Here is a 24,681-nt window from a genome sequence, read left to right on the forward strand (position 1 = left end):
CATATGATAACGAAACTAGATAAACAAGAGTTTTACAAGGTACAACCTATCACGGATCAGTGTAGAAATATTGAAGTTAGGGCAGTGGTGAACGGGATGAATCCCGGTTCGGTTTACGTAGATCATGGGACGGATGTTACCGCCGCTATGATTTGGATCCAAGGTCAGTCCGGATTTCATATGGTTGGAGACCCTCAGAGTGAATCTTTCTTGACGTATTTAGAAACTTACATGATCAATGAAATTGAACCTAGACTCAAAAAGCTGAATATTGATGCCGTGGAAATAAGTGTGGAAAATGATCGTTGGGCAGAAACACTGCAAATGATATTTAGAAAACGAAGCCTATTAAATGATAATCAATATGTGTTTGAAATGACTGAAAACGATGAAAAACAAAGTAGTAATTATGTGCAGAATACGATGATTCATAGAATAGATAGAGATTTACTTGAATCTAGAGGATTTGAAAATAAACCATTCCTGGAACAGAAGATAGCTAGGTTCTGGGAATCGAAAGAGGACTTCTTACAACACGGTTTTGGATATATGGCAGAACTTAATCATAATGTGATAAGTGTATGTTTTTCTGCTTTTGTAGATGGCGACACCCATTCGGTAGATATAGAGACACTAGCAGAATATAGGAATCAACATGTTGGCACAGCAGTTGCTTACGCATTCATAGAAGAGTGCAAACGTAAGGGAGTAAAGCCATATTGGGATTGTATGCCAGAGAATATGGGTTCGGTGCGCCTTGCGAAAAAGATGGGAATGTCACTTTCATTCGACTATCAAATTTTCTGGTATGACATCACCTAAATACATGGAGGTCATTAACATGATAGACATGAAGCAGATCTTTCTTATTACCGATATTCCTGGGTACTCCCCTCAAATCAGCCGTTTATTATCGATGATGAACTATGCGAGATTTACCACTTTGGAAGAAGTAAAAGATTTATCTGTACAACAATTAGATTTTTTAGTGGACTCCAAAAGTAACTCGATAGGTGCGCTCTTATCACATTTTGCAGCAGTGGAATATGCTTACCAGGTGGGGACATTTGAGAAAAGAGGATTGAATGAGGAAGAAACCGCGATCTGGGGTCCAGCTTTGAGCCTTGGTGAAGAAGGGCGTAATAAGATTAAAGGGAATGAACTAAGCTATTATACCGATCAGCTACAAGCAGTAAGGCAACGAACTTATGAATTATTTAAAACAGTAACAGATGAATGGCTCTATACAGAAGAAGAGTTTTGGGCTCAGCAACAAGCCAATTATTATTTTATGTGGTTTCATGTATTTGAAGATGAGATCAATCATAGAGGCCAGATTAGAATGATTAGAAAAAGAATGGATATATAAATAGATTTGAATAGAGGTTGATTTTGCGGAGAGTTTCTCTGTGAAATCAACCTTTTTGTTTGCTTTTAGTATGAAGTGGAAAAGAGCGAAAATCATCAAATCATACAAAACGTAATTTAATAAATGTCAAGTAAAATGTTTTAAATTATTTTTAGGGGTTTAAATCTAGAACAAGCAAGCATCACTAAGAAATCAAAAATTAAAAAATACGAATCACTAAAACTAAAATGAGAGAATCTCAAGGAGGAATTTATTATGTTAAACAAAAACACAAACCATTTGGAAGATGTAAAGAAAACGGACAAGGTACACGCAAATGAAAGAATCGTAGGTTCATTTAGAACAGAAGAAGAAGCAAGCCGAGCTATTGAGCAGCTAAAAGCGAAAGGTTACAGCACTGACGAAATTTCAGTAATTGCAAAAGATCGAAAAGATATGAAGGCAATTAGTGACGAGACAGGAACGAAAGCTCCTGAAGGTGTTGCAACAGGTGCAACAGCAGGCGGACTGGTTGGCGGTATCGCTGGTCTATTAGCAGGACTTGGAATCATGGCTATTCCTGTATTTGGTCCAATCATGGTAGCAGGTCCAATCGCAGTAACACTGACAGGTACTGCTGTTGGAGCGGGTGCCGGCGGACTGGTTGGCGGTTTGATTGGTCTGGGTATTCCAGAAGACGAAGCGAAAGAATATGAGTCTAACGTAAAAGAAGGACAAATTTTGGTGCTCGTTGAGGACAAAGCAGACACTAAATCAAGTGTGCATGATATCTTCCGTAATAATAATGCGACAAATGCACACCTTTTTAATAAAAATCAAGGAGTACGTAATTCTTCCGTAACATCTACTCCGAATACGGCAGCTGCAAATGTTGATCGTAGAACAGCTGACCGCCAAGTTACACCTGAGAATGTGGGCAATGGCCGCTTTGATTCAGGTGAAGATGAAAAGACAATGCGTCTTCGTGAAGAACAACTGGATGTATCTAAAAATAAGGCTAAAGTTGGCGAAGTAGAAGTTCACAAAGAAGTTGTCGAAGAACAGAAAACCATTGATGTTCCTGTAAGTCATGAAGAAGTCGTAATTGAACGCAGAGCTGTTCATGACAACACAACAAACGAACCTATCGGAAAAGATGAAAGTATTCGTATTCCCGTAAGTGAAGAGCAAGTAGAAGTTAATAAACGTAACGTAGTAACAGGCGAAGTTGAAGTTCACAAAGAAACTGTTCAAAATACGGAACAAGTTCAAGATACGGTAAAACGTGAAGAAGCTCGTATTTCCCGTGAGGGTGAACCGGCAGTGAATGCAGATGTTGATGCTACGACTGCACGTGATGGACTTAACCGTGGTACTGTAAATGATACTGCAGTTAACCGTCCAAGACGCTAATCTTGGTACAACGAACGAAAATAAAGCAAATAAAATAAACCCGATGAGTCTCATACTCATCGGGTTTATTTCTGTAGAAATAAAGTTACAATCTACAATCCTAGAAAGAGAACTATATTCACAATGAGCTGTTCGATGTACTTAAGTTGACTACGGGCTCATCCTTAACGAATTTCACAAATAGGAACCTTACCAAAGGACCAATCACTAGTAATTGAACAGGGTAGGCAACAATGACGTTTTTGAGAACCGTCCGTCCATAGTTTGCGAGGATCGAACCTTCGATGCCATTCATAATCATGGATGTAATAAGACCGTATACCGACATGCAGAGCACCATACCTATAACCATACAAGTAGATGTAGCCAGAATGACATACAACGACTTGGATTTATCAAATGGCAAGGAAAACGCGGCTTTTCGAGCAATAGGTCCAACAATAAAAGACTCTACTAAAAAAGCAATTACAAATGTTAAAGCAAATTGTGATAAAATACCAGAAAAAGGTAATGTGGTTAACAAACCATTCAAATACATGTTGTAAAAGAACATGACACATACCATTCCAAAACACATCATTAATCCAAAAATAATTCCTTCTTTTTTGTTACTAGGCAATTTTTTTCTTCCTTTCGTTTTGCAGATAAGCTCTAGTATAGTGACATAAAAATTTCTTAGTAAGTGAACAATTTGTGAACTTTGATACAGAGTTTATAAATTTTTCTTCTTAAACTCCGTTAATCTGTGGAGATCAGACTCGTTTTTAATCCTAGAGAAGAAGGTGTAAATGATGGATCAATATACCCACCTCGGCGTATATGGCATTCTCGTCAAAGATAATCGGATCTTGCTCGTTCAAAAATCGAGAGGTCCGCATAAGGGGAAATGGGATCTTCCTGGTGGATCCATTGAGTTTGGCGAAGAGCCTCTGTTTACGCTGAAGAGAGAGTTTCTAGAAGAGACAGGGATTGAAGAGATAAATGCGGTTATTCATAGTGCTCCGTCCTATACTCTTATTCATCCGTTTAGAAAAGATCAGCTAGAGGAAATGCATCATATCGGGATCATTTACAAAGTTAGTATTAATAATGAGAATTACATCTTGAAGGTAAGTGGAGATGGCCATGATTCTCTTGGAGCAAAGTGGTTCTATAAGGAAGAATTTAATGAACTGGAAGTGACACCATTTGTAGAAGGAATAAGGGGACAGATTCTATGAAATAGAAAGCTGGTTTTAGATTTGGATGGGGTAAAAATGGCACTCGAGCGGTATATAGCAAAGACCGCACCTTTGGTGTAACAGTTTCTTATTTGAGAGGGGAATTAAGGATATGCCTTGGCCAATGATCCATTTTGCAGTAGCGAATAGAATGTATGAAGGTCAAGTATCACCTGCTTTTTTACTGGGAAGTATTGCACCGGATGCAATTCACGCAAGGGAAGGTGCAACACGGAAAGAGAAAATGCGGTCTCACTTTGTCAGGAACGATCGCCTGGCTGATCCCGTGCTACTTACTAGTAAATACCTGGAGTATATCGATCTAAGTGAAGATCCGGCGTGGAAAGCATACATAGCAGGGTATTTCATACATATCTTTACAGATGAACGATGGACGGCAACACTCTATGCTGACTTTGAGCGCAAGGTTCAGAAGGACCCGGTGGAGATTCGGAAGATTTACAATGAAGAAGTAAGTCAGCTGGAGTATGATCTTTTACGGAGCAGCTACTGGATCGATGTCATCCTGACTCAATTAGAGGCAGCTACTGGGTTTGAGGTGGCCCCTTTTGTGAGTGTGGAAGAAGTAGAAAAGTATCGTGATATGAAGCTGGAGTGGCTAAAGGATCCGAAGAATGAACCGGGAATTGAGCTGGTTTATTTTACAGAAGACAGGGTTCGTGACTTTATTAAGAAAACGGCGGACGAAGCTAAAGAACTTCTCAAAGCTTGGGAAGCGTTAGAAAAACGGACGATTCAAGGGTGAGCTTATGGTCTATCTTACCTATGAGTGGAGGAGAATCACAATGAAAAAGATTGTAGCAGGAGGTATTTTATTTCTTGGTGGAATCATTCTTTATCTAGGTATTTATCTTCCTGCACTTGAACTTGGTCTTACTTTAGGCAGTTTTACGACTCCCCCAGGAAGAATCGGGTCAGCACTTGAAATAACCGAAGGAAATACTCCCATGTTTTATGCAATAGGATGTATGGGGCTTGGATTTATGCTCATGGTATGGGGAGCTTTAAAAGATGAGCTAAGGAAGACTTACTATTATGTAAAGAGAAAGCTCATTCATTTATGGAGGAACTATCTCACAGAGAAGAAAGAGGAGCCTAGCAGTAGCAATTAATAATTTTCTCGAAAGTAGGACAATGGAAAAAAATTCTTGATCAACTGGGACTGTAAAGTTTGGGATAGATATACAGAAAACATGTTTCTGATACAACAAAGAGGGACTGAACAGAGTTTACAGAAGAATCATGAATGGGGCAGAAGATAGTGTCGAAGATTATTATAAAATACTAAAACTTGAACAGAATTCTATCCGTTTGTGATCCGATCTTAAGAACCATAAAGAACATGAAACCGATATTCGATTCATGTTCTTTTTTATGAGGAGGCTTCATGTTGGTAAAGGATCAGAAGGTATAATATTACAGGATATAGTATAATCGTGCTTTACTATATTCACGAAACATGACATCAGGGGGCGTACATAAGGATATGAACAAGAAAAAAATCGCTATTATCATTTGTGTTTTACTTGGATTACAAGTTTTGAGCAGCTTCACACAGAACTGGCACCTAACTGCATCAGGTGCGATTCCTGGGAATCATAAGATTATTATTTCTCAGGATACAGTCTATGGTAAAGCCGCAATCTATGAAGACACCATGAATAATACGTTCGGAGCTGTTAAACTCAGAAAAAAATTAGGTTTATTTTATGAATTTGGTGGTCATGCAGTAAAAGAATCCCCTGATCGAGACATGCCTTTTCAGGCGGTAGGGTTTGAAAATGATGTAGAAGAAGATGACAGCTATGTTGTCGGCGTTAAAGTAAATCGCGACTCTAATATTACCTCCGTATCACTTGGAAATCACAAGAGGATAAGTTACTTGAATGAGCCCTATGAGTTCAGTATGAAGGACATCGAAGCCCATCCAGATCAGTATCTAGTTGAGGAAGTGAAGGATGGTTATGCGCTGTTTGTCATGGACGATTACACCGACGTAAGTTGGAACATAAGAGGTTTTGATAAGGAAGGAAATATGGTTGCTGATAAATTGTCCTCTGCCGAGCCGCGGTATACGAACTGGTAAAGAGTACATACAGCTTTAGAGACGGAAGCCAGAAAACAATAAAGAAATCTGAAAGGGGCAGGGAATGCAAACTTTTTTCAGATATAACTGGATTGTAAGAGAACAGTGGTACGAGTGGTGTAAGGATCTGCCGGAAGAGGAATTATTGCGACCACGAACCGGAGGAGTCGGAAGCATTTTACAGACGCTTTTTCATATCGTAGATGTAGAGTGGAGCTGGATTCGAAGACTGCAAGGTAAACCGGATGATCAGGAGAATTTTGATGATTATGCTTCGCTTCAGAAGGTAAGAGAGCTTGATCAGCGATTCAAACCTGAAGTGGAAGCATTCGTTGCTGCATGGGACAATTCAATGGAGTCCCGAGCATTTTACGATCATAGGCCTGATGGTAGTGTTGACCGTGATGCTTGGGGCGAAGTAATGCGTCATATCATAGCACACCAAATACACCACATGGGACAGCTGTCTGTTTGGGCAAGAGAAACAGGAATTCAGAAGAATCCGATTTCTCCTAATGTTATAGGTAAGAATCTAATTGCAGTTCAGCAAAAATGAGAGGGAAAACGAAGATGGAATAATGGGAATACAAAACGATGAAATATAAGACAGGTGGGTTCTTGGGAGGAAAAGTCGATACGGAGGAGTTCGAACAGGTCGCTTAATCAGAGATTGTCTCTATTGATATAATCTGATCGTACACCTGGTAGTACAAAGGAGCGCCGATAAGTAGAAGAACAACAAATAAGATCATTAAATTACGAAATAATTTCACGTTCTTTTCTTTCTTTGCATACAGCCAAAAAGGAAAGCAGATACAGGCAGCCAGCAGAAAAAACAACTCAGCAATAACGATCACTGGAGCATAATCCTCAAGCCTCATTAACTTCACCTCATCTTTTTTATCCAATTATAGAATATTTTTCTCTGCCTTGCGATAAATAATTTTCCGATCAGGGGGCTAATAGATGAAATTCAAAGCGGTATTTCTCGATTTCTATGGCACATTAGTACATGAAGACGATGATATTCTGCCTCTTATTTATGATGAAGTAAAACGCTCCAGCTCGGATGATGTAGAAGTAAATCATATTGGAAAGCACTGGTCTACTACGTTTTTTCACCTATCGCGAGAAAGTTATGGCGATTCGTTTCTCAGGCAAAGGGAGATCGGTATTCAGTCTTTAGCAGATACGGTTCGTAACTTTAATTCATCTTGTATAGCAGAAGATATCATTCAAACTCAGTTTAATAACTGGATTCAGCCTCCATTATACGAAGATACGATTCCTTTTCTGGAATCGCTCGTAGGAACCCCTATTTACATTCTATCTAATATTGATCGGGATGATATTACGGCTGCCATGAACTATCATGGGATTTCGGTAACAGACGTAATTACGAGTGAAGATGTGAGATCTTACAAGCCAAGAAGTGAATTATTTGAAGAGGGACTACGCAGAAGTGGATGTACAGCGGATGAAGTGATTCATATAGGGGATTCTCTTACAAGTGACATTGAGGGAGCCCAGCGCCTTGGCATCAAAGCAATCTGGATCAATAGGCTTGGTAGAAAGCTGCCGGATCACTATAAACCAGATTACATATATCCGAATTTAAGTGAAGTTCATTTGGAATCTTTATCATAAAAACAAAAGGGATACCCAATGAATGGGATCCCTTCTTTTAATGCTTATCATCTGCTAAAAAAACCTTAAGTTGTTCTGTTGGCATAGGGCGCCCTCTAAGATAGCCTTGAACTTCATGACATCCTAGTTTACAGAGCAAGAATAATTGTTGCTCCGTTTCTACACCCTCAGCGATAACTTTCATACCAAGTCGATCTGCTAATTCAATAATTGTCTGTACAACCTTTGCTTCATTCACGTTCATTGCAATGTCTTGAATGAGAGAACGGTCAATTTTGATATACGTGAATGGAAAACGATTCAACATACTTAGGGAAGAGAATCCCGTACCGAAATCATCAATGGACAGTGATACACCCAGCTCCACCAGAGCACGACAGATTTCTAGTGATTTTTTCGAATCGAATATCGCCGTTCTTTCCGTGATTTCAAGACATACATTTCGCGGAGAAAGATCATGTTGCTGCAGTAGCTCTGCAATTCGTTCTGCAAATAAAGGTTCTCTGAGCTGATGCGCAGATAAATTAACAGAAACCAAGATATCAGCATACCCCTCATCCACCAACTGCTTCGTTTGTTTAAAGGCGGCATTCAGAACCCAATCACCCATGGATTTTATCATTCCTGTATCCTCGGCGATCGGTATGAATTGAGCGGGGGACACGAATCCTAGTTCTGGTGAATTCCATCGAATTAAAGCCTCTAATCCAACAATACGATTTGTACGAGTATCGATCTGCGGCTGATAATATAGTGTGAATTCATTTTTGGCAAGAGCGGTGCTGAGTCCATTCACGATTGTTAAATTACGTTCGGCCATGGCTTTTAAGTTAGGAGTATAGGAATAATATTGGTTACGTCCTGCTTGTTTTGCAGCGTACATAGCAGTGTCTGCACTGCTATACAATGCTTCAATGGTTCTGCCATGCTCAGGCGCTATACTGATTCCAATTGATGCCGTAACGGTGTATGGTTTTCCAAAGATATGAACGGGCTGCTGTAGAGAAGATAAAAGTTCATTAGCATAACGAATGGCCTCCTCACTATAGCTCACAGGCACGGTTATAGCGAACTCATCTCCACCTAGCCGGGAAACGACTGCAGAGGAGGGCATACTCTCGCGAATTTGGCCTGCAACATGCTGTAATAAAAAATCTCCAGCTGAATGGCCAAGCGTATCATTGATCCATTTAAACTGATCGAGGTCTATCATAATGACAGCTGTCTGCTGATCTTCTAAATTAGAATTTTGAAGTGCCTGCTCTAAATTTTCTATAAAATGAAGCCGATTTCCGAGTCCTGTTAAATTATCCTCATAAGCCAGTTTTTGCAGTTTTGCCTCTGCATTCTTTGTTGTAGTGATGTCACGTGTAACCAGATAGCAAAAAATCTGATCATCAATTTCCAAATAGGCGGTGTCAATTTCCACGATCTTTGTTTCGTGTACAAAAGTATTGATTTTCTGTTCCATATGAATCGGTGTCATCGTGCCAAATTTTTCTTTATATAATTCTTTGATCATTTGTTGCTCTTCTTCAGGAATCAGAGAGATTAGATCAATTCCTTCTTCTGGAATTGTATTTGAAATTCCAAGCGATTTCCGAAAAGAGTCATTTATTTCTACAGCGAATCCTAAGTCGTTTACAAGTGCAATCCCTTGTCTTGATAAAGAAAACAGAACTTCGAACCGACGATTAGGTGAAGCGAGAAAGTCATAGTGAATCATGGCAGAACGAATATAATAAGCCCAGATCAATATACAATACGCGGGCATTATTTCATAAGGGAGTACTCTAAAAAGAGTCTCAGGGCCAAATGAATTTTTAAATAAGGAAAACACTGCCCAAAAGGCAGCCCACAATAGACTGAGGACGAGCCCTCGTTTGATTCTATGCATACGAAGGTATTCTTTTTGTGACCAGTTCTTATCCCTTCGCTGCCGATTGCCAATCCATAAAAAGAGAAACAACATCAAAAAATTATACCCTGCAATCCCCATGATCATGATCACCATGTAGAAATCCAACTGTTCAGAACGCCAAAATACACTTTGTGTACTTAACACAATAGCTTCAGGGGGATTCGTTAAAATGGGAATGATACCAATCGATGGGACTAAACAAATCAAATGTCGGAATAACGGTTTTATTCGTATTTTACTAACCAAGCTATAGAGATAGAGCCCGAGTGTCATCGTTACAAAAGCGCTGATGTATTTCACATACATCGTTACGTATAATCCAGATGCAATTGGCAATGTTTTTGCCCAGAATCCTCCAAGAAAAAATAAACTGAGTGAAAACAGTAATAACATACTTAGGCGATTTAATGTACTGGGAGGATTTTTGAAATAAACTTCAATTCCCATTGCGAATAAAATCAAAAACGGGATAAATAAGAACAAAATTTGTAGGATCATGTTGTACATTACCATCGCTCCATCTACTAGACTTCATTAACTCTTATTCAAGACAAGATTCTATTTTACAGTATATAACTGGTTAATACATAAAAAGGTTGAATATTAATTATAGATGTGGAATCATAAAACGATATAATAAATGGAAAATAAACCTATCGCCAATTGAAATGAATGGGGAGAATTCATTAATGAAGAAGAGAAGGTATATAACAAAGCTCCCCCGAAAAGAATGCCTGTCCTTTATAAAAGAAAATATTGATTTTATTCGCTTTGATTTTTATAACGAATCCTTTCGTGGATGGACGAAATTCGGCATTTTTAGCATTTCGTATAACGATGGGGAACACAATAGGAGAAGAATCGTTCGTAATAAGGCGGTAGGCCGGATTTCTGTAAAAGATGGAAAAACTCACGTTCGTTTTCGTCTATATAAAGGATGGACAGATCCTTTTGCTCTTATATACACGATGTTTCTTTTTTCATGTATAAATTTAATCATGGGCCCTCCGTTTATTTCTGAAATGTTTTTCCTTAGTGTAAGCCTGTTACCTGCGATTATGGTTTTATATTCTTGGTTATACACGATTTTATCAGAAGATGGTCATTCCAATGAGGCGATTTTGCTTGCTTATGTAGAGCGAGTATTTGAACTGGAACCGGAGATGAAGCAGTGATAATGATAAGTCATAAAAAGAAAAGGATTTATTTATGGATCAGTGCAGCTGTAATTAGTTGTATTGTTGCTACACTTTATTATCATCGGGATTTGCCTTTCCATCACAATATAGAGGCAGTGATCTATTCTCCAGATACAACATTTGAGAAAAAGACAAGGGTAATACTGGATGGGGAAAAATACAAAAGATTATCGGGTAAGCACCGGATTTCAGGAGAGATTAGAGTGGACGAAGAGTTGTCATATCACTTTACTGCCGATTTGGACGGAAATCAGTACGTGTATATGATTCCTTATTATGATGAGAGTGGAAATCAGCGTACGCTTGGTGTAATCCATATTTCCAAAGAATTAGATCAGGTTTGGCTGAGTTCAAGTGAACTCAATAGCCGTTATCAACTTGATGATGGATATGTCTATGGTCCAGCAAGTTCAAAAAGGGATGTAGGCGATTCGTTAATGAAGATGCTTTATGGTAAATGAGCAGCGTAAACTTCCGTATTATAAGTAAAAGGAGTGAAATATTATTGTTTGTTATCACATCAGTTCTTTCATTTTTGATCGGCGTATTATGTGTGAAGTTCGGAATGGATAATTCAAAACAAAGTAAATACAACGAGGAAATGCTGCAAGAGCTTAGGGATATTAAAGAATTACTTGAGCAAAGAAGAGAAAAGTAAAGAAAAGTAGAGTACAGGTCACAACGCGATAATACACACTTCAAGAATGATACATACAGCAAGAATAAACATACAGGAGGATTTTGCACGATGGATGTAACAACACCGATTCCGTGGAGAAGATATTTTGCTAGAATGTTTGATTATGTGGTTCACGCTGCTCTTTTTTTATCTCTATGGGCAGTGATCGATGAACCAAGTCTTATACGGCTAATGGAATACAGTTCTGCGACCGTCGATTTTTTGATGCTTGTCGTGTGGATTGTGCTTGAAGGATGCTATATGAATATTTTTAAAACAACACCAGGCAAGAAACTGCTTCATATTCAAGTTGTTCACGCAGATGGAAGTCCAATCGGCAGATATGAAGCTTTTGTCCGTGCACGTATGGTATGGTACCGGGGCATGGGGATGGGTATTGGAATCTTGCAGCTGATTGCGGGTGTGATTGGATACAGAAGATTAACTAGAAAGGGTTATACCAGTTGGGATGATGACCTGAGGCTTACTGTGAGGCATGGCAGGCTTGATACTTACCGGGTTATTCTTTACACCGTAATCGTTAGTCTTTGTTCCTTTTGGGTGATCTTTTTATTTGTGAGATATGCTCTAGCAATGAATTAGAATAAAACGGTGGTTTAGGTCTGCAATGTACCGTATGATATGAACAGGATCGACGAATATTTTTATAGGAAAAGAGAGGGATACACCGTATTCATGAAAATTACGATTGATTTAACAAAAGAGGATTACTGGAATATGAACAAGTTTGTCATGTTCCATATTCCGAAATACCGAAACCTGCTGATGCTCACATTCATCAGCCTGCCGATCATTATCATTGCAATGCTTCGTTTCGTGCTAGACTATTCTTGGGCATATTCTATTATTATCGGAATCCTAGTGAGTGCATTATCTGCGTTTTATATGATTTTCTCGATCAAACGCAAGGTCATGAGACTTGTAAAAACAAACGCTGGAACAGTCGGTAAACATGCTATTGAACTTAATGGGGAAGGCATGTACGAAACCACCGAATATAATAATCTAGAGTATTCCTGGAAAGAGATCGAAGCTATTAAATCAGATAAGGATTATATTTATATTTTCGTCAATAGTGTTCAGGCGATCAATATTCCTAAACGTGCTTTTGCGGATGATGAACAAGAGCAGGCATTTGTACATCAACTCGAACAATATACTCATAAGAAAATATCTTAATAAAGAAGGGCCAAGAGCGATATAAAGCTTTTGGTCTTTTTTTGTGATTTTATACAGGATAGTCGTATCCCGGTCACGAATGAGAAAACAAAGAACCTCGTCATTTACGTAATTATGCAGTCATAAAGTAAATAGATCGATAAAAACAGAGTTTGAGATAGGGACAATTCCAAAGGAGGAATGAACGATGGAACAAACCACATCAAGCATGACTTTTTTTCGTGACAGCCTTAAGGTACAGGTGTATGCAGACCGCAAACAGATGGGACTTACTGCAGCTGTTCTTGTGGCAGATCAGATGAGAACTCTGCTTCAAAAGCAGGAACGAATCCGGATGATTTTTGCTGCAGCTCCGTCTCAAAATGAGTTTTTGGATGCCCTCGGAAAAGCGGAGGGAATCGACTGGAAACGGGTTGATGCCTTTCATATGGATGAATATGTAGGATTGCCAGAGTCCGCTTCACAGCGGTTTGGTCTATTTTTGAAGCGTGGTTTGTTTGATCGTGTTCCGCTTGGGAATGTTCATTATATTAATCCATCTAAGGATGCAGAGGAAGAGTGCAATCGGTATACGAAACTGTTGACTGCCTCTCCAATAGATATTGTCTGTATGGGGATTGGAGAAAATGGACATATCGCTTTCAACGATCCGCCAGTTGCAGATTTTTCTGATCCCGTCTGGATGAAACGTGTAGAGCTGGATGAGGCATGCCGAGAACAACAGGTGAATGATGGATGTTTTGCGAGTCTGGATCAAGTTCCAACCCATGCGTTAACCCTTACTATTCCAGCGTTATTATCCGGAAAATATATCTACTGTATGGTTCCAGGCCCGCTCAAACGGGCAGCCGTTACAGCAACCTTAACGGGACCTATAGAACCAAGTTGCCCCGCTTCTATACTGCGAACGCATCAAGGAGCGATTTTGTTCCTAGATGAGGCGTCATATGATGCTGAGCTGGGTCTTGGAAAGGACTGATCTGGGCCTATGAGTGAATATAACGATGCTGCTGTGGAAGGAATTCACTACAGGACAGGGGAGAGAATCAAACTCATCTGTAAAGATGGAAAGATCAGTGAAATCAAAGTTTTACCAATAACACATGAAAAATGTAATGAGAGGAGCCATTCTTTTGGTGAGATCAAGGAGGAACTGCCTCTGATCGGTCCGGGACTCGTTGATCTTCAGATCAATGGATTCCAAGGCTACGACTTCAATAATCGGCATCTAACTCCGGAAACGGTAAAGTCGGTAACAAGGTTACTGCGGCAGCAAGGCGTGACATCCTATTATCCAACGCTAATTACAGAGAGTCCAGAACATATTGAGCGAGCCCTTCGCACTATAGCTGCAGCCTGCGCGGAAGATCTAGAAGTGGCAAGCATGATATCCGGAATTCATGTAGAAGGCCCTTATATCTCACCGAAAGATGGTGCAAGGGGAGCGCATGCTTTGAAGTGGGTCAGAAAGCCAGACTTTGAGGAATTTACGCAGTGGCAACAAGCCGCAGAAGGCAGAATTAAGCTAATTACACTCTCACCAGAATGGGAGAATGCAGAGGTTTTTATCTGTCAATGTGTAGCTGCAGGAATTACCGTCTCCATTGGTCATACCTCTGCGTCATCCTCTCAGATCAAGGCTGCGGTTGCTGCTGGAGCATCGATGTCAACCCATTTTGGTAATGGTATACAAGCAGAGCTTCCTCGTCATCCGAATGTCCTATGGGCACAGCTCGCAGCAGAGGAGTTATCATGTTGTCTCATTGCAGATGGGTTTCATCTCCCAGAGGAAGTGCTTAAAGTAGCCCTGAAGGTAAAAGGAGATCAGGCGCTGCTCGTAAGTGATGCCGTTGCCCTTTGCGGAATGCCGCCAGGGTATTACGATACACCTGTTGGGGGCAAAGTGATCCTTACTCCGGAAGGTAGACTCCATCTAGCCGAGTCCCCCGAACTGCTTGCTGGCTCTGCACAGCTGCTGACTAGAGGGATCGAACATCTTACTAGAAGCGGGATCTGCCGTTTAGAACGTGCCTGGGATATGGCTTCTGTAATTCCCTCTTCGATGATGGGCTTATCTTCAGCACGTGGAATTGAGGTTGGTGCACCAGCGGATGTACTCCTGGCTTCCTGGGATGGGGAGCAGTTCAAAGTTCTTCGTACGTATAAAGCAGGAAAGTGCAGCGAGTAGAGAAGGCCTCTGAGAAAATCACGTTTTTTATCATTGAAGAAGTAACTACGCCCACTCTATTGTTGTTATTACATATGAGCTAATCATAAAAGAGAAAACAAAATAGAGCGGAGAGTGAGTGTCATGAGTGTGGCAGCAGGTAATCCTGGGGGATTTTGGAGACGCTTGGGAGCGTTCTTCATAGATTCACTACTTCTTACCATTCCAATGAATTTGATTACTGGATCGGTAGAAAATGTAGCTACAGAAGTGGTAATCATTCTATATTTCTTGTTATTACCTGTATTTTGGAATGGTTTTACGGCAGGCAAGTATATATGTGGCATCAAGATTCGAAGAGTAAAGGATGAATTGCCTCCAACCGTATGGAACATGTTTCTGCGAATCTTTGTAGGAACGCTAGTATACGCTGTTACATTAGGGATACTTCAGATGGTCAGTGGATGTTTTGTCATTTTTCGTAAAGATAAACGTTCCATTCATGATCTCATTGCCGGTACAGAGGTTGTACGAAGATAATCAGCAAAAGATTCCACTGCAAAACCGACTGCTACTATAAAAAGCAGTTGGTTTTTTATCAGATAGGTAACAAAACCGTTCTATGCTCCGTCCTTTACTTATAAGCTTAACAGCTCGTAACAACAGGTGATGGGGAGGAGTTTTAACTTGGTAGATGGTTCTAATCGCCAGCGGAGTACTCTGAAAAAGTGGCTCCTTGCGCTCGGTATGATCATGTTAGTCTTTGTGCTGCTCAACCCGACTGAGGGTAGGTATCATAGTTGGCTGGAGCGAGAATATGGAATTACACTCGAAGAATACAATTATTTTGATGGAAAGACTTTTGTTAAAGATGGGGAACGAATGTATGAAACAGGACATACCCGAAATGCTTTGTTTTTCACAATAAAAGATATGGAATATTACGATATGGATCATAACGAATTAGTATATGAGATCAGAACGGTAGGGCTACTCGGAACTTTTTTTGAAAGAAAATAAGGATAGGGGGAAGATACCATGAAGCCGATCAAAAGGTCTAAACTCCGTATTAAGCTCGGAACGGCATATTATCGTAGTAGACGATATGTAGAGTGGTATTTTGGAGGAACTCGGTTCGCTCAAAAACAAAGCAGCACCGTATTGCCATATAAAGTTGCATCCCATAAGACTCCGCTGTTGAGAAAGTTAAAGGATGTAGATATGTGGCTGCAACATAACAAGATCATCAATTTGAAGATTGCAATGAAACGTTTGAATGGGATTATCATTCAGCCTGGGGAAACATTTTCTTATTGGAAGCTAATCGGAAATCCTAACCGCAGAAAGGGATATGTGGAAGGAATGGTTTTGTTCTATGGTGGCTTTAAACCCGGAATTGGGGGCGGCTTGTGTCAGTTGTCTAATCTCCTCTACTGGATTACCTTACATACCCCTCTGCAGATAACGGAGAGGCATCGACATAGCTATGATGTGTTCCCTGACTCAGGCCGAAGTCAGCCATTCGGAAGTGGAGCAACCTGCGCCTATAACTATCTCGATTTGAGAATTACCAATCCTACTGACCGGCCGTACCAGCTTACTCTACAAATCACAGATGAATTTCTAATCGGTTCATGGAATAGCGTAGTTCCACAGGAGCTGACCTATGAAGTGTATGAGAAGGAGCATCGGATTACCCAGGAACACTGGGGCGGACATATGAGACATAACCTGCTATACCGGCGAGTATGGAATCAGCAGGAGGAACTGATTGATGATCAGTATATTACAGAGAATCATGCGCTGATGATGTATCAGCCATTTTTGAAATCGGAGAATGAGGTAAATGAACAGCAGGAGCAAGCTTAGGATCACCTTGAATGGCTGAATGCAAGTCTCCAGCTAAAAGGACAAATAGGTAGGGGGTTGAGCGTGAGAAGGAAGGACAGAATGCGGAGATCAGGTGGTTTTCTACTTCTATTCGTATGTTTCCTATGTGCTGTGTTTTTACAAGGCTGTACTTCTTCTCGTCCTGCTCTTCAGAGGACAACATTATCCGAGATTTACCCAGGTGATATAACAAAGGTGGACAGGGTAGAACTGCTTGATGGAACAACGGGTAGAACGAAATGGCTGGATGATCCGGTTGAGATCCGTCTATGGATTGGAGGTTTAAACGATGTGGTACTCATTCCAGAAGAGAATCAGGAGGGAAGTGTCGGCGGGATGTATGTAATCGGATTCTACGAAGGTGAAGATAGAAAACTTTGGTTTAGCCCACAATCCATAGAAGATGTTTATTATGAAACAAACGAACTTTTTACAGGTCAAATTCAGTTACTATTCGAGCGTGAATTCAGTACACCGTAAGGAAGGGTAACGTCAGGAAAGGTCTCAATACATAAGTGAAAATTCGTAGGGGGAATGCTCAGATGGAACATATTAAAGCGGTTATTTTTGACCTAGACAATACGCTGCTGGATCGAACGACGACCTTTCGAAAGTTTGCAGAAGGGTTTATGAAGCAATATTTTGCGCATATCGAATCAACGGATCTATGGCTTGAGCAAATGATTGAGCGTGATGAGGATGGATATAAAAATAAGCCTGTGCTATTCGCAGAACTGCTGAGCGAATTCCCTTGGAACAATGAACAAAATAAACCGCTCGTAGATGATCTGATGAAATACTATGCTGAGAACTACGTAATAAGTGCTGTCCTTATGGAACAGGCAGAAGAAGTCATTGCCTACGCGAAAGAAAAGTATAAGACAGGGATCATTACGAATGGCAGGAATGCGGTCCAGTATGGCAAAATTGATCATCTCGGGTTAAGGGAATATTTTGATGTGATTGTAGTATCCGAGGAGGCGGGATGCAAGAAACCGGACCCACGTATTTTCCAAGTGGCATTAGAGCGGCTAAACGTAAAACCTGAGGAATGTTTATTTATTGGAGATCACCCGATTAATGATGTGGAGGGGGCGCACACGCTGGGAATGCATACGATCTGGATGAGGGTTAACCAGCCTTGGTGTGAGGCGAACAAGGCAAAACCACTGCACACCATCAATCAGATTGGGGAACTGCTACGCATAATGTAATTCTCTTCCTTCTTTCTTACTGGTTAACTTCATTAACTTCTGCCCCTATTCTTAATTTTCACTTTCCTTCTGGACAGCCACAGCGTAGAAATAACTAAGCATCGAGATGATTTGAACGATGGTAAGTGGATCTCTCCAATGACCGGCTTGTAAAGAAAGGATTGTAGAAGTGAAAAACACGAGTAAAGAAAAATACTTCAAATAATTCTGGCTTCCCATTCGGAAAATGAGCAAGACACAGAATAACAGGGCAATACAAAGCAAGACGATCATGATCATGGGTAAAACTCCTTTACTATTCATGAATACAACGATGCTAATATTAGTAAATATTTTATTGGGATTATATAACAAATATTAAAAGAGTGTCTATGTTTGATTTATTATGGGATGTCAATTGTGACTGTAGAGACGAGGTGATAGCGTTGACAGTTTTGTATCCGATTCAGATTAATGAAGTACTAAAAAGACACGAAGTTCCTGAACTCAGAGGTAAAGTGGGCTGGGGGAGAAGGGAGGAAGATTATCCTGCTCTACTAGATCATTGCCTGCTATGGGCAACTGCCCGAAATGAACAAGGAAGATTGGTCGCCTTTGGTTATATTACCGGACCGGGTGAAGCTTTTGAACATGGATACATGGAGGATGTGATGGTTGATCCAGAAGAGCAGGGCAAGGGTTAGGGAAATCGCTTGTTCAGTCATTGCTACAGGCAGCGGAAGATTGCGGAATTTCGATTGTGACTGTCAATTACAGCAAGCAGCATGAGTCCTTTTATAAAGAATGTGGGTTTACACCTTGCGGCGGTGCAGTATGGAGGTCTAGAAAGGAACAAGAGGAATGAGGATACAAGCGGCTCGCAAACTAAAAATAGGCGCTGGTGTGTTGCTTGTAGTGATCGGTGTCTTCCTTATCCTATCTGGTAACTCAGGAAACAAGGAGGAATCAGAGATTCTTACCTCAGCCCAGTCTATTCCCCTAGAAAAGACAGAACTGTATTTAATGAATGGCGTTGGAGAACGGTGGGAAGTCCAGGACTATATGATCCTAATTAGCAATGGACAAATCCTAAGAGGTAATGCAGAGCTTACTTACACAGGAGATCCAAGCGATTTGGCTCAAACACGTAATTTTGAAATTAGTTTTTACGAAATGAATGAGGGACAAGAGAGAGGGAGTTTTTTCGCGAGAGTATCATCTAGTCAGCAGTAGCAGAACAGTAGATAACCCTCTTAATATTATAGAAAATGCAAAAAATCTCGGTACTAACGTTCACGAGTATTCTTATGACGAGTTAAATAAGGATGAGGGCACCTATGAGTCTACTTTTGCTGAAATTATATGGGATGACGAAATGGGAAAGATTCATAAAGAAGTGGTGGATCTGAGCATACGTAGACAAGTAAAGGTAGATCATTATTCAGAAAAAGAGGCATCTTCTGAAAATAAGTAGGAACTCGTCTTTCGTGAGATGTTAATTAGAGCTTTACATATAACTAGAGAGTATTAGAAATGAGGACATGTATGAACTTATTTTCAAAGCGTAGTTTCTTTATTCTATCCGCGATTACCTGCATATTCTTTATCTCAGGTTGTGGGGGCCCAAGTAGACAAGATGTTATGAAATATTTAGAACCTTCCGGACAAGAAAAGTATGCTGTCCATTTTTTTTACCAAGATAGCTTGCCCATGACGGAAACAAATGAATTAAATATCTTTCATAACTCTCATCCTATTTTTCTAGATACCATTAATAAAATTCAATTTTGGAATCAAGACATAGAACCTTATAAGAGATGGGCCAAGGTACTTGGTATTAAGGATTTTCCCAAGTATTTGGTCATGGATGCAGAAGGGATCGTATTAGAAACTCCCTATTTAAGCAGAGTAAAAGAATTTTTAACGGAAGAATTATTGCCAAAAGACACTGATTCGAATTAGTAAATAACCACAGTAAAAAATCAAAAAAAAGGGGAGTCAGAATGAATTCTGATTCCCCTTTGTAATGACACTATTCTTGCAGCTAAATTAAACAAATCTTACTTCGATCTTACATTTTTAAGCACAATGTTGCTGTGAGGCAGTGACGGTATGTCGTTAAAGCTATAACTGAAGTCTTGTTCTGGGATCTCATAACTCATTTTATTAGCAAGGTAGTCGAGGCTTTCCTTCATAATCTCAATCGTAATAAACTCCCCAGCACAGCGATGCCCTGTATCGTAATCACCGCCGCCTTGCGGGATGAAATTAAACGGGGTTCCTCTCCAGTCTTTAAAACGATCCGGTCTAAACTGCTCCGGCTGATCCCACAAATCAGGATGGTGATTGGTACCATACAGATCGAGTAGTGCAAGTTCACCCTTCTTAAATTCATAGCCTTGCCATGTGAAATCTTCCTTCACTCTTGCTCCGCTAAAAGGGAAGAATGGATAAAAACGTCGGACTTCCTGAACAAAGTTTTGTAAGTAAGTTTCATCGCCGGAGGCTAGTTTTTCACGTTCTTCCGGTTGCTGAATAACAGCTAAGGCCGTAAAAGTAATATAGATGGAGACTGCTACAATGGGCCGAATGATATTAAGAACTTCAACGGATGCCGTCTCCGGATCAAGCAGCTCTCCCGTTAGGTCACGATGCCAAGAGAAGGTGTAGAGCGCTGTATCTTCTGCTGGATGTATCTTGCCTTCGCGTACTTCTTCCACAAGACTAGTTATCCATTTCTCCGCTTTGGAACGTGCTCGTTTACCCTTCATATGCGCTACGCCTATCGCAGCAGTTGCTTCTATCATGGCACCGAGCCACTCACTTTTTTCCTTCACTTCATCGATTGCTAGAGGGACACCTGCCCATTCACAGGCAATACGGCACAGAAGCTCCTGTGATTCCTCATAGATTTCGATTTCTTTTTTGGTTTCCCAGCGGCCCACGGCAAGACCCCAATGTTTGCTCGTAATCTCTCTTATTTTCTGAAGACCTTCACGAGACATAAGGGACATAAACATCGCTTTCCGGTGATGGTGTTCTTCTCCATCTAAGGTTTGCACTCCGTTCTCACCAAAAAGCGTTTTCAATACTCGCTTGGGAGCTGCACCCTCTCTAACAAATTTCTCATTGTCATAAAAAAGCTGAGCAGCTTCTTCCCCGCGCATGCAGATCGCTTTTTCCCCAAGCAACCGTGTCTCAAACAGGTTGGATTGAAATCCAATCGCGCGGTTTGTGATATATAAGTAACCTTCTTTGAGAACGTTTAGCGTATTATCTAATCCTTCTTCTCTTGGAAATGATCTGGTTTCTTCCATTTGATATGACACCTCCTGAATTTGAATTCTATGTACACTTGTATTATTAGATTAATACCCGAATATGAATTCTTTATAACAGAAGGTGAGAAGAAGAAGGGCTATTTTCGCATGTTACTCATTTCCAAGAGCTTATATACTAATTTCAATTCCTTATTTATGTAGTCGCTTCACTGCTGACCGCTACGGTCCCTGCAGGGATTGAATGAGCATGATAGCTGCCATCTTCTCTAATTTCTAATGCATTTAATTGTTTTCCATAAGCACAGGCTCCATCAATACCGATTTTATCTTTCTGAAACCAAATATCAGCCCGCTCGTGTAAATGGACGGTAGGCGTATGTCCGAAGACAACGATTTTGTCGAGATTCGTAGCCTGATCATGAAACATCTCTCTAATCCAAATAAAATCATCTTCGGGTTGCTCCTTAAAGTTGGCATAAAAAGGATTGATGCCTGCGTGTACAAAGAGATGGGTAGCGTTTTCATAATATAAAGGCAAAGAAGTAAGGAATTCTAGATGGTGGGAAAAATGTGTTTTAATAAAAGCTTTTGCTTGTTCATAAGTTTCCTGATTCAGCTCTTCAGGAGAGCAGGATAAATCACAGTAACTGGCTAACGTTTGACGAGCACCATTTCTAATCCACCGTGCATCTTCATTCTTTAGAATAGCATCGAGAAACAGTTGATCATGATTGCCTTTGAGAACAATGACCCCATGATCACGGTGAAGTGTCATGACTTGGTCTACGACCTCTTTACTGCGTGGGCCACGATCGACGTAATCTCCTAAAAGGATAAGCTGATCTTGCTCGGGCTGATATTTTACTTTGTGGAGTAAGGCGTTAAATTCGTCATAACACCCATGTAAATCACTGATAACAATGGTTCTGATACCGAGCACTCCTTTCAAAAGATAGATGAAAACAAAGCCAGATTTCATTATTTTCCATTATATCTGAATCAAACGGATTTTGGGATATTTTAATCTATCGTTTATAAAATCCTCTATACGTTTAATTAGTTAACAACAACGAAATATAAAGGGAGAGAGCAAACATGGCAGATAATAGAGAGCGCCCGACAAATCGCAAGAAAAATATGACGATTATCGGTATAATCGCAGTGGTTCTTATCATAGCCGCATTCTTAATGAATTACTTTGGTAACTATACAACAGTAACTGGCGGTTAGGTTAATTACATTATATAAATAAAGTAGATTGAGCTACATACGATAAGCCCTTGCTTTTAGCAAGGGCCTTTTTGTATTTTCATAAATGAACAATAAAAACGTGGATTATCCATAAATTGTAAGATAAACTGATGAAAAGGAGGTACCGATGGTGAAATATCTACTTTTTCTAGGAATGATAATCCTTCTAGTTGAATGTGGGAATACATTTTATAAGTCCATTACACAGCCGAAAGTGCAAGCGGAAGAACCGTTTGTACAGGATCCTTTGGAAACAGAGAGCAAACATCTTACATCTCTATCTCCTCAGTACTTAGATGAGAGTAAATATACAGGAGATGAACTTGAGATCGTAAGATTAATCAACCAGAGAGCCCAATTTTTGCGGGAAGGTAACGAAGAAGAATATCTTACGTTATTTACAGAGGATCGTCCGGTATCTCAAATTCCAAATTACCAGATTCAAGAACTTGTGATAGAAGATAAGATCGCTGTTCAAGAACAGAAGCAAATCTATCAAGCTGCGTGCAGAATCAGAGAAATTCATATAGACAAAGCAGAGAGTTCTAGAGGATATGTATTCAAAAAAGATAAACAAGATGCGCAAGCAGCTTGGAAGATAGCAGATATTGATTAAGGTAATTGGTCTTGTTTTGTATTTTTGTAGGAGCTCTCAGTGAAAAAGGAGGCAAGAGTAATGAACCTCGCCAATCGGATTACTATCGCTAGAATCACAATGATTCCTTTGTTTATGCTCTGTTTTTATTTTTATTCCAATGTCGCAAGTTCGGAACAAGCACCGATCTGGACTACAATGAGCTATGTCTTGACTGTATTCTTGTTTGTTCTTGCTGCGGGGACAGATAAGCTTGATGGTTATGTGGCTCGAAAATATAATCAAATTACGAACTTGGGTAAGCTGCTTGACCCATTGGCAGATAAGTTGCTTATCTCTGCTGCCCTAATTATGATGGCAGAAGCAGGCATGGTTCCCGGATGGATGGCTGTCATTATTATCGGCCGAGAATTCGCGATTACCGCTTTAAGAATGGCTGCTTCTGGGAGAGGGATTGCTCTTGCGGCAGATCAGTTTGGTAAAATAAAAATGGTCCTGCAGGTAATCGCCATTACGGCTGTACTTTTACATAACTTTCCGTTCAGTTTGTTTACGACTTTCCCTGTAGATCAGGCACTTTTAGCTGCAGCTACCTTCGTAACCCTGTTATCAGGATGTAACTATATCATCCGTAACCTGTCCTATTTTAAATAATTGAGGTGATAAAACAATGCGTGAATTACGTGGACGTATCCTCACTAGGAAACCGGGAGTGTCCCTTTCGGATATTGCTTACACAGAGACAAAACTTCAAGCTTTATTTCCTGCGCAATATAAAGAGCTCGTACAGCTGGTGAATCAAGCTGAAATTGATGAATGGATTCTCTATCCTATAAAAGACAACCAGCGGCTCGCTAAAACATCCGATGATATTATCCGAAATAACGAATTGATAGATTTGGGTGATTTCCCAGAGCGTTATATTGCGATCGCTGAAGATGGAACAGGTGATCTTCTGTGCTATGTTGTGGGTGATCATAATCAGATGAGCGAAACGATCTACTACTATGATCATGAGTCCAATGAAATGGAGCCGATCTACGAGAATCTAGCATCCATGATTGTAGAATTATTGGAGGAATGATAGGTGATAACATCATGATAAGAAATAAAGAAACAGCGGAACATTATATTTGGGGAGCAGGCTGTGATGGCTGGAAGCTTGTGAATGATCCGAGTCTAAGCATCATCTATGAAAAGATGCCACCCAGTACATGTGAATCAAGACATTACCATGAGCAAGCAAGACAATTTTTCTTCATTCTCTCTGGTGCAGTAGAACTAGAGGTGGATGGAGTTACCTACAGCCTCTCACAACAGGAAGGAATGGAAGTTCACGCGGGAACTCCGCACCAAATCTTCAATCGTACGGAGGAAGATGCCGAGTTTCTCGTTATTTCTTCACCGAGATCAGCCGGAGATCGGGTGGAGCTTACCTAATGAGAGGGAAGTTCACCAGAGTGGTATTATCTCTTTCTAGTAGACAAGAGTAAAAAAGACTTCTGGCATTTATAATCAAAAAGCCTCTCGTTCAAAGGACGAGAGGCTTTAGTGCTAATACCTAGGATAT

The 24,681-nt window shown here is 40.3% G+C and carries 34 protein-coding genes and 1 pseudogene; 29 read left to right on the forward strand and 6 right to left on the reverse strand.

Annotated elements, in window-relative coordinates; translation table 11 throughout:
• Window positions 1-3 precede the first annotated feature (3 nt).
• The 3 genes from PV403_RS01810 (at window position 4) to PV403_RS01820 (ending at window position 2,761) form a co-directional block, all read left to right on the forward strand.
• Window positions 4-822, forward strand: a complete 819-nt coding sequence (locus tag PV403_RS01810; RefSeq protein WP_213531841.1) for a GNAT family N-acetyltransferase — start codon at window positions 4-6, stop codon at window positions 820-822.
• Between the two features lie 28 nt (window positions 823-850).
• The gene (locus PV403_RS01815) at window positions 851-1,369 is read left to right on the forward strand and encodes a DinB family protein (RefSeq protein WP_374705795.1); all 519 of its coding nucleotides are present in this window, start codon (window positions 851-853) and stop codon (window positions 1,367-1,369) included.
• A 255-nt stretch (window positions 1,370-1,624) separates the two neighbouring features.
• On the forward strand, window positions 1,625-2,761 hold the full coding sequence (locus tag PV403_RS01820; RefSeq protein ID WP_213531845.1) for a YsnF/AvaK domain-containing protein: 1,137 nt from the start codon (window positions 1,625-1,627) through the stop codon (window positions 2,759-2,761).
• 118 nt (window positions 2,762-2,879) lie between these two features.
• Here PV403_RS01820 and PV403_RS01825 read toward each other — a convergent pair whose 3' ends face one another.
• Entirely contained in the window at window positions 2,880-3,380 is a 501-nt protein-coding gene (locus PV403_RS01825; protein WP_213531847.1) for a DUF2798 domain-containing protein, read from the reverse strand.
• 172 nt (window positions 3,381-3,552) lie between these two features.
• On the opposite strand from PV403_RS01825, the gene PV403_RS01830 reads away from it, so the two are divergent.
• The 5 genes from PV403_RS01830 to PV403_RS01850 all read left to right on the forward strand — a co-directional run bounded on the left by PV403_RS01830 (window position 3,553) and on the right by PV403_RS01850 (window position 6,644).
• Window positions 3,553-3,981 carry an NUDIX hydrolase gene (locus tag PV403_RS01830; protein ID WP_332083411.1) on the forward strand — a complete coding sequence of 143 codons (429 nt, stop codon included), beginning with the start codon at window positions 3,553-3,555 and terminating at the stop codon, window positions 3,979-3,981.
• 112 nt (window positions 3,982-4,093) lie between these two features.
• Window positions 4,094-4,747, forward strand: a complete 654-nt coding sequence (locus tag PV403_RS01835) for a zinc dependent phospholipase C family protein (RefSeq protein WP_213531851.1) — start codon at window positions 4,094-4,096, stop codon at window positions 4,745-4,747.
• Between the two features lie 40 nt (window positions 4,748-4,787).
• Window positions 4,788-5,114, forward strand: a complete 327-nt coding sequence (locus PV403_RS01840) for a hypothetical protein (RefSeq protein WP_213531853.1) — start codon at window positions 4,788-4,790, stop codon at window positions 5,112-5,114.
• Window positions 5,115-5,488: 374 nt separating this feature from the next.
• Window positions 5,489-6,088 carry a hypothetical protein gene (locus tag PV403_RS01845; protein ID WP_213531855.1) on the forward strand — a complete coding sequence of 200 codons (600 nt, stop codon included), beginning with the start codon at window positions 5,489-5,491 and terminating at the stop codon, window positions 6,086-6,088.
• A gap of 64 nt (window positions 6,089-6,152) precedes the next feature.
• Window positions 6,153-6,644, forward strand: coding sequence for a DinB family protein (locus tag PV403_RS01850; RefSeq protein ID WP_213531857.1), 492 nt, complete (start codon window positions 6,153-6,155; stop codon window positions 6,642-6,644).
• Window positions 6,645-6,747: 103 nt separating this feature from the next.
• Here the strand turns inward: PV403_RS01850 and PV403_RS01855 are convergent, their stop codons facing one another.
• Window positions 6,748-6,969, reverse strand: a complete 222-nt coding sequence (locus PV403_RS01855; RefSeq protein ID WP_332083412.1) for a hypothetical protein — start codon at window positions 6,967-6,969, stop codon at window positions 6,748-6,750.
• A gap of 85 nt (window positions 6,970-7,054) precedes the next feature.
• On the opposite strand from PV403_RS01855, the gene PV403_RS01860 reads away from it, so the two are divergent.
• Complete coding sequence (locus PV403_RS01860; RefSeq protein ID WP_213531861.1) at window positions 7,055-7,735, forward strand: HAD family hydrolase; 681 nt, start codon at window positions 7,055-7,057, stop codon at window positions 7,733-7,735.
• 37 nt (window positions 7,736-7,772) lie between these two features.
• Here the strand turns inward: PV403_RS01860 and PV403_RS01865 are convergent, their stop codons facing one another.
• Entirely contained in the window at window positions 7,773-10,163 is a 2,391-nt protein-coding gene (locus tag PV403_RS01865; protein ID WP_332083413.1) for a putative bifunctional diguanylate cyclase/phosphodiesterase, read from the reverse strand.
• Window positions 10,164-10,345: 182 nt separating this feature from the next.
• Here PV403_RS01865 and PV403_RS01870 point away from each other — a divergent pair, with 182 nt between their 5' ends.
• The 12 genes from PV403_RS01870 to PV403_RS01925 all read left to right on the forward strand — a co-directional run bounded on the left by PV403_RS01870 (window position 10,346) and on the right by PV403_RS01925 (window position 18,005).
• Window positions 10,346-10,831, forward strand: coding sequence for a hypothetical protein (locus tag PV403_RS01870; protein ID WP_213531865.1), 486 nt, complete (start codon window positions 10,346-10,348; stop codon window positions 10,829-10,831).
• Between the two features lie 2 nt (window positions 10,832-10,833).
• Complete coding sequence (locus PV403_RS01875) at window positions 10,834-11,316, forward strand: hypothetical protein (RefSeq protein ID WP_332083414.1); 483 nt, start codon at window positions 10,834-10,836, stop codon at window positions 11,314-11,316.
• A 44-nt stretch (window positions 11,317-11,360) separates the two neighbouring features.
• Entirely contained in the window at window positions 11,361-11,513 is a 153-nt protein-coding gene (locus tag PV403_RS01880; protein ID WP_332083415.1) for a hypothetical protein, read from the forward strand.
• Window positions 11,514-11,603: 90 nt separating this feature from the next.
• On the forward strand, window positions 11,604-12,137 hold the full coding sequence (locus tag PV403_RS01885; protein ID WP_213531871.1) for an RDD family protein: 534 nt from the start codon (window positions 11,604-11,606) through the stop codon (window positions 12,135-12,137).
• Between the two features lie 93 nt (window positions 12,138-12,230).
• Window positions 12,231-12,734, forward strand: a complete 504-nt coding sequence (locus tag PV403_RS01890; protein WP_213531873.1) for a YcxB family protein — start codon at window positions 12,231-12,233, stop codon at window positions 12,732-12,734.
• Window positions 12,735-12,921: 187 nt separating this feature from the next.
• The gene (locus tag PV403_RS01895) at window positions 12,922-13,713 is read left to right on the forward strand and encodes a glucosamine-6-phosphate deaminase (protein WP_332083416.1); all 792 of its coding nucleotides are present in this window, start codon (window positions 12,922-12,924) and stop codon (window positions 13,711-13,713) included.
• A 9-nt stretch (window positions 13,714-13,722) separates the two neighbouring features.
• Window positions 13,723-14,922, forward strand: a complete 1,200-nt coding sequence (locus PV403_RS01900) for an N-acetylglucosamine-6-phosphate deacetylase (protein WP_332083417.1) — start codon at window positions 13,723-13,725, stop codon at window positions 14,920-14,922.
• 123 nt (window positions 14,923-15,045) lie between these two features.
• Window positions 15,046-15,441, forward strand: a complete 396-nt coding sequence (locus PV403_RS01905) for an RDD family protein (RefSeq protein ID WP_332083418.1) — start codon at window positions 15,046-15,048, stop codon at window positions 15,439-15,441.
• A gap of 147 nt (window positions 15,442-15,588) precedes the next feature.
• Entirely contained in the window at window positions 15,589-15,921 is a 333-nt protein-coding gene (locus PV403_RS01910) for a hypothetical protein (protein WP_332083419.1), read from the forward strand.
• Between the two features lie 18 nt (window positions 15,922-15,939).
• Window positions 15,940-16,770, forward strand: coding sequence for a VanW family protein (locus tag PV403_RS01915; RefSeq protein WP_191797578.1), 831 nt, complete (start codon window positions 15,940-15,942; stop codon window positions 16,768-16,770).
• 81 nt (window positions 16,771-16,851) lie between these two features.
• The gene (locus tag PV403_RS01920) at window positions 16,852-17,271 is read left to right on the forward strand and encodes a hypothetical protein (protein ID WP_332083420.1); all 420 of its coding nucleotides are present in this window, start codon (window positions 16,852-16,854) and stop codon (window positions 17,269-17,271) included.
• Window positions 17,272-17,333: 62 nt separating this feature from the next.
• The gene (locus PV403_RS01925) at window positions 17,334-18,005 is read left to right on the forward strand and encodes an HAD family hydrolase (RefSeq protein ID WP_332083421.1); all 672 of its coding nucleotides are present in this window, start codon (window positions 17,334-17,336) and stop codon (window positions 18,003-18,005) included.
• A 51-nt stretch (window positions 18,006-18,056) separates the two neighbouring features.
• On the opposite strand, the gene PV403_RS01930 is transcribed toward PV403_RS01925, so the two are convergent.
• On the reverse strand, window positions 18,057-18,284 hold the full coding sequence (locus tag PV403_RS01930) for a hypothetical protein (protein ID WP_213531888.1): 228 nt from the start codon (window positions 18,282-18,284) through the stop codon (window positions 18,057-18,059).
• A 92-nt stretch (window positions 18,285-18,376) separates the two neighbouring features.
• Here PV403_RS01930 and PV403_RS01935 point away from each other — a divergent pair.
• The 3 genes and pseudogenes from PV403_RS01935 to PV403_RS01945 all read left to right on the forward strand — a co-directional run bounded on the left by PV403_RS01935 (window position 18,377) and on the right by PV403_RS01945 (window position 19,946).
• A pseudogene (locus PV403_RS01935) lies at window positions 18,377-18,849 on the forward strand (GNAT family N-acetyltransferase).
• Window positions 18,846-19,217 carry a hypothetical protein gene (locus tag PV403_RS01940; protein WP_213531892.1) on the forward strand — a complete coding sequence of 124 codons (372 nt, stop codon included), beginning with the start codon at window positions 18,846-18,848 and terminating at the stop codon, window positions 19,215-19,217. Before PV403_RS01935 ends, PV403_RS01940 begins: the two are co-directional and overlap by 4 nt.
• Before the next feature lie 312 nt (window positions 19,218-19,529).
• Window positions 19,530-19,946 carry a hypothetical protein gene (locus tag PV403_RS01945; RefSeq protein ID WP_332083422.1) on the forward strand — a complete coding sequence of 139 codons (417 nt, stop codon included), beginning with the start codon at window positions 19,530-19,532 and terminating at the stop codon, window positions 19,944-19,946.
• Between the two features lie 98 nt (window positions 19,947-20,044).
• Here PV403_RS01945 and PV403_RS01950 read toward each other — a convergent pair whose 3' ends face one another.
• Together PV403_RS01950 and PV403_RS01955 are read right to left on the reverse strand one after the other, a co-directional pair.
• On the reverse strand, window positions 20,045-21,301 hold the full coding sequence (locus PV403_RS01950) for a cytochrome P450 (RefSeq protein WP_332083423.1): 1,257 nt from the start codon (window positions 21,299-21,301) through the stop codon (window positions 20,045-20,047).
• 157 nt (window positions 21,302-21,458) lie between these two features.
• Window positions 21,459-22,244, reverse strand: coding sequence for a metallophosphoesterase family protein (locus tag PV403_RS01955; protein WP_332083424.1), 786 nt, complete (start codon window positions 22,242-22,244; stop codon window positions 21,459-21,461).
• Window positions 22,245-22,360: 116 nt separating this feature from the next.
• On the opposite strand from PV403_RS01955, the gene PV403_RS01960 reads away from it, so the two are divergent.
• From PV403_RS01960 to PV403_RS01980, 5 genes are all read left to right on the forward strand, one after another.
• Complete coding sequence (locus PV403_RS01960; protein WP_283771253.1) at window positions 22,361-22,495, forward strand: hypothetical protein; 135 nt, start codon at window positions 22,361-22,363, stop codon at window positions 22,493-22,495.
• A gap of 148 nt (window positions 22,496-22,643) precedes the next feature.
• On the forward strand, window positions 22,644-23,132 hold the full coding sequence (locus tag PV403_RS01965) for a hypothetical protein (RefSeq protein ID WP_332083425.1): 489 nt from the start codon (window positions 22,644-22,646) through the stop codon (window positions 23,130-23,132).
• A 60-nt stretch (window positions 23,133-23,192) separates the two neighbouring features.
• The gene (gene pgsA / locus PV403_RS01970) at window positions 23,193-23,765 is read left to right on the forward strand and encodes a CDP-diacylglycerol--glycerol-3-phosphate 3-phosphatidyltransferase (protein WP_332083426.1); all 573 of its coding nucleotides are present in this window, start codon (window positions 23,193-23,195) and stop codon (window positions 23,763-23,765) included.
• 16 nt (window positions 23,766-23,781) lie between these two features.
• Window positions 23,782-24,195: an SMI1/KNR4 family protein gene (locus PV403_RS01975; RefSeq protein ID WP_332083427.1), complete on the forward strand. Its 414-nt coding sequence runs from the start codon at window positions 23,782-23,784 to the stop codon at window positions 24,193-24,195.
• 14 nt (window positions 24,196-24,209) lie between these two features.
• Window positions 24,210-24,551 carry a cupin domain-containing protein gene (locus tag PV403_RS01980; RefSeq protein WP_332083428.1) on the forward strand — a complete coding sequence of 114 codons (342 nt, stop codon included), beginning with the start codon at window positions 24,210-24,212 and terminating at the stop codon, window positions 24,549-24,551.
• Window positions 24,552-24,681 lie beyond the last annotated feature (130 nt).

The organism is Paenibacillus sp. GYB006, assembly GCF_036577645.1.
GTDB lineage: Bacteria > Bacillota > Bacilli > Paenibacillales > Paenibacillaceae > Paenibacillus.

Bases quoted from the DNA above. Each gene is read 5' to 3' on its own strand.
- PV403_RS01810 (WP_213531841.1), top strand. From the start codon at position 4: ATGATAACGAAACTAGATAAACAAGAGTTTTACAAGGTACAACCTATC.
- PV403_RS01815 (WP_374705795.1), top strand. From the start codon at position 851: ATGAAGCAGATCTTTCTTATTACCGATATTCCTGGGTACTCCCCTCAA.
- PV403_RS01820 (WP_213531845.1), top strand. From the start codon at position 1,625: ATGTTAAACAAAAACACAAACCATTTGGAAGATGTAAAGAAAACGGAC.
- PV403_RS01830 (WP_332083411.1), top strand. From the start codon at position 3,553: ATGGATCAATATACCCACCTCGGCGTATATGGCATTCTCGTCAAAGAT.
- PV403_RS01835 (WP_213531851.1), top strand. From the start codon at position 4,094: ATGCCTTGGCCAATGATCCATTTTGCAGTAGCGAATAGAATGTATGAA.
- PV403_RS01840 (WP_213531853.1), top strand. From the start codon at position 4,788: ATGAAAAAGATTGTAGCAGGAGGTATTTTATTTCTTGGTGGAATCATT.
- PV403_RS01845 (WP_213531855.1), top strand. From the start codon at position 5,489: ATGAACAAGAAAAAAATCGCTATTATCATTTGTGTTTTACTTGGATTA.
- PV403_RS01850 (WP_213531857.1), top strand. From the start codon at position 6,153: ATGCAAACTTTTTTCAGATATAACTGGATTGTAAGAGAACAGTGGTAC.
- PV403_RS01855 (WP_332083412.1), bottom strand. From the start codon at position 6,969: ATGAGGCTTGAGGATTATGCTCCAGTGATCGTTATTGCTGAGTTGTTT.
- PV403_RS01860 (WP_213531861.1), top strand. From the start codon at position 7,055: ATGAAATTCAAAGCGGTATTTCTCGATTTCTATGGCACATTAGTACAT.
- PV403_RS01865 (WP_332083413.1), bottom strand. From the start codon at position 10,163: ATGTACAACATGATCCTACAAATTTTGTTCTTATTTATCCCGTTTTTG.
- PV403_RS01870 (WP_213531865.1), top strand. From the start codon at position 10,346: ATGAAGAAGAGAAGGTATATAACAAAGCTCCCCCGAAAAGAATGCCTG.
- PV403_RS01875 (WP_332083414.1), top strand. From the start codon at position 10,834: ATGATAAGTCATAAAAAGAAAAGGATTTATTTATGGATCAGTGCAGCT.
- PV403_RS01885 (WP_213531871.1), top strand. From the start codon at position 11,604: ATGGATGTAACAACACCGATTCCGTGGAGAAGATATTTTGCTAGAATG.
- PV403_RS01890 (WP_213531873.1), top strand. From the start codon at position 12,231: ATGAAAATTACGATTGATTTAACAAAAGAGGATTACTGGAATATGAAC.
- PV403_RS01895 (WP_332083416.1), top strand. From the start codon at position 12,922: ATGGAACAAACCACATCAAGCATGACTTTTTTTCGTGACAGCCTTAAG.
- PV403_RS01900 (WP_332083417.1), top strand. From the start codon at position 13,723: ATGAGTGAATATAACGATGCTGCTGTGGAAGGAATTCACTACAGGACA.
- PV403_RS01905 (WP_332083418.1), top strand. From the start codon at position 15,046: ATGAGTGTGGCAGCAGGTAATCCTGGGGGATTTTGGAGACGCTTGGGA.
- PV403_RS01915 (WP_191797578.1), top strand. From the start codon at position 15,940: ATGAAGCCGATCAAAAGGTCTAAACTCCGTATTAAGCTCGGAACGGCA.
- PV403_RS01920 (WP_332083420.1), top strand. From the start codon at position 16,852: ATGCGGAGATCAGGTGGTTTTCTACTTCTATTCGTATGTTTCCTATGT.
- PV403_RS01925 (WP_332083421.1), top strand. From the start codon at position 17,334: ATGGAACATATTAAAGCGGTTATTTTTGACCTAGACAATACGCTGCTG.
- PV403_RS01930 (WP_213531888.1), bottom strand. From the start codon at position 18,284: ATGATCATGATCGTCTTGCTTTGTATTGCCCTGTTATTCTGTGTCTTG.
- PV403_RS01940 (WP_213531892.1), top strand. From the start codon at position 18,846: ATGAGGATACAAGCGGCTCGCAAACTAAAAATAGGCGCTGGTGTGTTG.
- PV403_RS01945 (WP_332083422.1), top strand. From the start codon at position 19,530: ATGAACTTATTTTCAAAGCGTAGTTTCTTTATTCTATCCGCGATTACC.
- PV403_RS01950 (WP_332083423.1), bottom strand. From the start codon at position 21,301: ATGGAAGAAACCAGATCATTTCCAAGAGAAGAAGGATTAGATAATACG.
- PV403_RS01955 (WP_332083424.1), bottom strand. From the start codon at position 22,244: ATGAAATCTGGCTTTGTTTTCATCTATCTTTTGAAAGGAGTGCTCGGT.
- PV403_RS01960 (WP_283771253.1), top strand. From the start codon at position 22,361: ATGGCAGATAATAGAGAGCGCCCGACAAATCGCAAGAAAAATATGACG.
- PV403_RS01965 (WP_332083425.1), top strand. From the start codon at position 22,644: ATGGTGAAATATCTACTTTTTCTAGGAATGATAATCCTTCTAGTTGAA.
- pgsA (WP_332083426.1), top strand. From the start codon at position 23,193: ATGAACCTCGCCAATCGGATTACTATCGCTAGAATCACAATGATTCCT.
- PV403_RS01975 (WP_332083427.1), top strand. From the start codon at position 23,782: ATGCGTGAATTACGTGGACGTATCCTCACTAGGAAACCGGGAGTGTCC.
- PV403_RS01980 (WP_332083428.1), top strand. From the start codon at position 24,210: ATGATAAGAAATAAAGAAACAGCGGAACATTATATTTGGGGAGCAGGC.